General features: G+C 71.0%; 5 protein-coding genes. 2 read left to right on the top strand and 3 right to left on the bottom strand.

Going from position 1 to position 5,786, the window contains the following annotated elements; genetic code table 11:
- Nucleotides 1-323: 323 nt before the first annotated feature.
- Nucleotides 324-1,748, bottom strand: coding sequence for a type I glutamate--ammonia ligase (gene glnA / locus ACNQOV_RS17990; protein WP_022907114.1), 1,425 nt, complete (start codon nt 1,746-1,748; stop codon nt 324-326).
- A gap of 141 nt (nt 1,749-1,889) precedes the next feature.
- On the opposite strand from glnA, the gene ACNQOV_RS17995 reads away from it, so the two are divergent.
- Nucleotides 1,890-2,357 carry an RDD family protein gene (locus ACNQOV_RS17995; protein WP_416396279.1) on the top strand — a complete coding sequence of 156 codons (468 nt, stop codon included), beginning with the start codon at nt 1,890-1,892 and terminating at the stop codon, nt 2,355-2,357.
- A 611-nt stretch (nt 2,358-2,968) separates the two neighbouring features.
- Here ACNQOV_RS17995 and ACNQOV_RS18000 read toward each other — a convergent pair.
- Nucleotides 2,969-3,697 carry a DUF4191 family protein gene (locus tag ACNQOV_RS18000; protein ID WP_416396281.1) on the bottom strand — a complete coding sequence of 243 codons (729 nt, stop codon included), beginning with the start codon at nt 3,695-3,697 and terminating at the stop codon, nt 2,969-2,971.
- Between the two features lie 127 nt (nt 3,698-3,824).
- Here ACNQOV_RS18000 and ACNQOV_RS18005 point away from each other — a divergent pair, with 127 nt between their 5' ends.
- Entirely contained in the window at nt 3,825-4,607 is a 783-nt protein-coding gene (locus ACNQOV_RS18005; protein WP_416396283.1) for a hypothetical protein, read from the top strand.
- A 139-nt stretch (nt 4,608-4,746) separates the two neighbouring features.
- Here the strand turns inward: ACNQOV_RS18005 and sucB are convergent.
- On the bottom strand, nt 4,747-5,786 hold a 1,040-nt coding region (sucB, locus tag ACNQOV_RS18010; RefSeq protein ID WP_416396285.1), incomplete at its 5' end, for a 2-oxoglutarate dehydrogenase, E2 component, dihydrolipoamide succinyltransferase.

Genomic DNA, 5,786 nt, shown 5'->3' on the forward strand with positions numbered 1-5,786 from the left:
GTGGAATCGGGGGGTACAGGCGGGTGGTTTCGCCCCCGGACCCCCCCACCAGTGCCGCCAACCGCGGGGGGTGGGGAGGGAACGTACCGGCGGGGCCCCCCGGGGGGGGGGGGGGGGGGGGGGCGGGGGGGCCCCCCCCCCCCCCCCCCCGCCTCCAGGCGGTCACGTCTCCATCCGCACGGCCGGGCCCGGCGACGAGACTCGGCCATGCGGACACCTGCGCGGTGCTGCGCCCCGCGTGACGTCCGCCCTGCTGAGTCTCGGCACAGCGGAACGCCCCCGCGCCGGAGACCGGTGCGGGGGCGTTCGTGGTGCGGTGCGTGTCAGACGCCGAAGTAGAGCTCGTACTCGAACGGGTGCGGGCGCTGGGCGAGCGGGAGGATCTCGTTCTCACGCTTGTAGTCGATCCAGGTCTGGATGAGGTCCTCGGTGAAGACGTTGCCCTTCACGAGGAACTCGTGGTCGGCCTCGAGCGCGTCGAGCGCCTCGTCGAGCGAGCCCGGGACCTGGGGGATGCCCTTGGCCTCCTCCGGGGGGAGCTCGTAGAGGTCCTTGTCGACCGGCTCGTGCGGCTCGATGCGGTTCTGGATGCCGTCGAGGCCCGCCATGAGCTGCGCGGCGAACGCGAGATACGGGTTGCCCGAGGCGTCCGGCGCGCGGAACTCGATGCGCTTGGCCTTGGGGTTCGTGCCCGTGATCGGGATGCGGATCGCGGCGGAGCGGTTGCCGGCCGAGTAGACCAGGTTGACCGGGGCCTCGAAGCCCTTCACCAGACGGTGGTACGAGTTGATCGACGGGTTGGTGAAGGCGAGCAGCGCCGGAGCGTGCTTGAGGATGCCGCCGATGTACCAGCGGGCGACGTCCGAGAGGCCGCCGTAGCCGTTCTCGTCGTAGAACAGCGGCTTGCCGTCGCTCCAGAGCGACTGGTGGGTGTGCATGCCCGAGCCGTTGTCTCCGAAGAGCGGCTTCGGCATGAACGTGGCGACCTTGCCCCACTGGTCGGCCGTGTTCTTGACGATGTACTTGAACTTCAGGATGTCGTCCGCGGCGTGGACCATCGTGTCGAACTTGTAGTTGATCTCCTGCTGGCCGCCGGTGCCCACCTCGTGGTGCGAGCGCTCGAGCTCGAAGCCCGCCTCGATCAGCTTGAGGGTGATGTCGTCGCGCAGGTCCGCCGTCTTGTCGACCGGCGAGACGGGGAAGTAGCCGCCCTTGTACGGGGTCTTGTTGGCGAGGTTGCCGCCCTCTTCCTCGCGGCCGGTGTTCCACGCGCCCTCTTCGGAGTCGACCGAGTAGAACGACTTGTTCTGGGTGACCGAGTAGCGGACGTCGTCGAAGATGTAGAACTCGGCCTCGGGGGCGAAGAACGCGGTGTCCGCGATGCCCGTCGACGCGAGGTACTTCTCCGCCTTCTTGGCCACCTGGCGCGGGTCGCGACCGTAGATCTCGCCGTTCCGCGGGTTGTAGATGTCGAAGATCATGATCAGCGTGCGCTCGGCGCGGAACTGGTCGATGTACGCCGTGGTCACGTCAGGGATGAGCTGCATGTCCGACTCGTGGATCGACGCGAAGCCGCGGATCGAGGAACCGTCGAAGAGCTGACCGACCGAGAAGAAGTCCTCGTCGACCGTGGATGCCGGGATGTTGAAGTGCTGCTGCACGCCGGGCAGGTCGGTGAAGCGGATGTCGAGGAACTTGACGTCCGTGTCCTTGATGAAGGCCAGGACCTCGGAGGAATCGCTGAACATGTGTGTCGATCTCCTGGGGGTTTGGGTGATGTGGAGGTGCCGCGGGTGCACCCTCCGACGAGGCTATTGACACAGGGTTTCCCGGACATGACTGGATTGTTTCGTGCGTGTTACGTCGACCGGTTCGCCTACGCTTGGGGCATGGCCCGCAGCACCAGTTCGTCGTCCGCGTCGTCCTCCGGGGGATCGGGGCACCCGGACGGCTGGCCGGGGAAGGACCTCGGTCTGCCCGAGGAGGGGCCGCGCAGCGTGGGGCGGATCGGCCGTCGCGTCGTGGCCCTGCTCATCGACGGTGCACTCGCGGACCTCGTGGCGTACGTGACCGGGGTGTGGTCGCCGGTGAACGGCTCCGGCGACATCGCGCACTCGTGGATCCAGATCGCGATCTTCGCGTCGCTGCAGATCCTGTTCATCTGCCTGCTGTCCGGGTCGTTCGGGCACATCTGCGTCGGGCTCCGGGTGGTGCCGATGCGCGGCGGGTACGTCGGGGTCTGGCGGCCCGTGGTGCGGACGCTGCTGCTCTGCCTGGTCGTGCCGGCGTTGATCATCGACCGCGACAGTCGCGGGGCGCACGACCGGATCGCGGGCACGGTGCTCGTCCGGCGCTGACGCGCGGGGGCGCGGGGCGCCGGCGCGGGGCGGAGGCGCGGGGCGGCGCGCCGGCGCGCTCAGTCTGCACGGTGTTCTGTCCGCACGGTGCGTGGTTGTTCGGCCGGCGCGAGGTTGCCCGCTCCGCGCGGCGCTGCAGGCTCGCACGGTGTCGCCAACCTCGCACGGATTGGCGTGACCGGCACCGTGCATCGCGTCCGATGGGGCCCGCCGTCCGGTGCCGCACGGTGCGTGGTTGTTCGGCCGGTGCGAGATTGCCCGCTCGGTGCGGCGCTGCAGGCTCGCACGGTGCCGCCAACTTCGCACGGGCTGGCGAGGCCGGCACCGTGCGCCGCGTGCGACGAAGCCCGCCGGCCGGTGCCGCACGGTGCGTGGTCGTCCGGCCGGTGCGAGGTTGCCCGCTCGGTGCGGCGCTGCAGGCTCGCACGGTGCCGCCAACTTCGCACGGGCTGACGAGGCCGGCACCGTGCGCCGTCAGTCGGACCGAGCCGAGCCGAGCCGAGCCGAGCCGGGCCTCGCCGCGTCCAGAGCCGACTCCGCCACGCAGCCCGCACGCGGAACGCCCCCGACCTGGCACGGTCGGGGGCGTTCTCGGTGGACGGGGGAGTCGCTCAGCGCGGACGGCCGGCGCGGGCACGCATCGGGTCCATGCCCTTCGGGATCGACGCGGCGGGGCTCTGCGTGAGCGAGTCGAGCCGGTTCGCGACCGCCAGGACCTCGTTGCGGTTGAGTGCCTTCTTGAACTTGTTCATCGCACGGGGGAGCTTGTGCAGCGTGACGGCGTCGTCAGCCTTGTCGTCCGCGCCACTCGCCACGTGCACGACGTGCACGGGCACGTTCGGGACAATGCGCTGGACCTTGCGGCGCTCCTCGTCGACCTGGCGGTTGAGGTTGCCGCGCTGGCCCTCGGTGATGAGGACGACACCCGGGGTGCCCACCGCCCGGTAGACCGCGGCCTGCGAACGACCGTGCACCGCGACGGGCATCTCGCTCGAGCGCCACTGGCGACGGAGCGAGTTCGACAGGACGGCACCGACGGCGCCGGGCTGCCCCGCGATCTGCGAGTAGGCAGCGCGCTCGGCGAGCCGGCCGAGGACGATCAGGAAGAGCAGCACGCCGAGCAGGACGCCCGCGACGATCCAGAGGGTGATCGCGAGCCAGTTCTGTCCGGGCAGGAGCAGTGCGAGCAGAACGCCCAGGACCACCGGGACGACGAATGCCAGTGCGAACCACCAGACGGAGCTCGGGTCCGCCCGACGGGTCATCGTGAAGACCTGGTACATCTGCTTGAGACGACCCGGCTCCTTCGCCGCCGTACCTTGTGAACTGCTGCGTGCCATGCGACCAGGATACGGCCTGCGTCGAGTTCCGAGGACCGTCGTCGGTCCGGCTGTGGGCGAACGGGGTTCTCCACAGAACGGTGTCCCGCCCGACCGCGGGCGACCGGTCCCGACGAGGGTGTTCGACATGCAGACGAAGACCGATCACGACCGGTGGTGCGCCGTGGCCGACAAGCGAGCGTTCCTGGCGTGGCTCGCGGACCGTGCGGCTGTCTCCCGGGACCGCGCGGCCCGCCACCTGGCGCCGGTCGTCGACGTCGGGCGGCTGCCGGACGGACGCCTCGCGGTGGACGTGCTCCGGCCGCCGGGGACGGTCCTCGCCGCTGCGCTCGACATCGTCGGTACCCCGACGACCGGCGTCGCCGTCACACTGACGGTGCCGCTCCTCGAACTCGCGGTGGCCGAGCGGACCGGCGCGGTGCGCATCGGTTCGGCGGGACTCGACGACGTCCTCGTCGACGATGCCGGCGCCGTCGTGCTGTGCGATCGACCTCCCGGGTCGGACGGAGTCCGGCGATCCGACGAGCACGGTGCGCGGCTCCTGGTGCTCGCGGCTCGGCTGGTGTGGGAACGGACCGACGCACGTTCGGACGAGCGTCCTCGCATCGACGAGGCCCTGGCCGCGGCGCTCGACGGCGACTCGGCGGCGGTGATCGAGGCACTGGCCGTGGTCCGTGCCGCAGCGGCGCCGCGGCCGGTCCGCTGGGACCCGCCGGTCCACGACCTGCTCGTGGGCCTGCCCGAACGCGCGGCGTCCAGAACCGAGGCGTCGCCCTGGGCGGTGCTCGGTGAGCTCGTCGAACGCGGGGTACCGATCGGACGTGGGCGACGACTCCCGCTCCGCCGCGCGCTCGTGGGGGTCGTGGTCGCGGCGGGCCTGACGGCCGCGGCGGTGTTCACCATCGGCTGACCCGGGCGTCCGACCGACCGGCACCCCCAGCGGGGTACCGTCACCCAGATGCACCACCAGGAGCACGCCGTGCCCGGAACGGGGAACGGCCCCGATCCACGAGGGATCGGGGCCGTCCTGACGTCGACGAGCGCCGGGCTCAGTACCCGAGGTTCGGGCCGAAGTTGCCCTCCTCGAGGCGGTTCTTCACCGCGACGAGGTAGCGCGAGGCGTCCGCACCGTCGATGATCCGGTGGTCGTACGACAGCGCGAGGTAGACGAACGAACGGATCGCGATCGCCTCCTGGCCGTCGACCTTCACGACCGCCGGACGCTTCGTCACGATGCCCGTGCCGAGGATCGCCGACTGCGGCAGGAACACCACGGGGGTGTCGAACAGCGCGCCACGCGAACCGGTGTTGGTCAGCGTGAACGTGCCACCCGCGAGCTCGTCCGGCTTGAGCTGGTTGTTGCGGGTGCGCTCCGCGAGGTCGGCGATCGACTGGGAGAACTGCGCCAGGTTGAGCGACGCAGCGTCCTTGATCACCGGCGTGAGCAGGCCGCGCTCGGTGTCGACGGCGATGGAGACGTTCTCGGTCTCGGGGTAGACGATCTCCTCGCCCTCCACCGTCGAGTTGATCTTCGGGTGGGCCTTCAGCGCCTCGGACGCCGCGAGGGCGAAGAACGGCATGAAGGAGAGCTTCGCACCGGTCTTCTCGAGGAACTCGGCCTTGTGCGCGTCACGGAACTGCGCGACCTTCGTGACGTCCACCTCGACGACGCTGGTGAGCTGCGCGGTCGAGGTCATCGACTGCACGGCACGCTCGGCGACGACCTTGCGGAGGCGGGTCATCTTCTCGCGGGTGCCGCGCAGCGGCGACACCTCGGCGACGAAGGGACCGGCAGCGGCAGCAGCGGCGGAACCACCGGCGGCCGGGGCCTTGGTGGCGGCCTCAGCGGCGGCGAGCACGTCTTCCTTGCGGATGCGGCCACCGACACCGGAGCCGGTCACCGTCGAGAGGTCGACGCCCTGCTCGTTCGCGAGCTTGCGCACGAGCGGCGTGACGTAGCCGGAGGCCGAGGCGTCCTGGCTCGGGTTCGGCACCGAGGCGCTGGCGGTCGAGCCACCGGACGCGGCCGGCGCAGCGGCCGGTGCGGGGGCGGCAGCCGGAGCCGGGACCGCTGCCGGCGGGGCGGCGG

The sequence above is a fragment of the Curtobacterium sp. LFS084 genome (genome assembly GCF_047977705.1).
Classification (GTDB): Bacteria; Actinomycetota; Actinomycetes; order Actinomycetales; family Microbacteriaceae; genus Curtobacterium.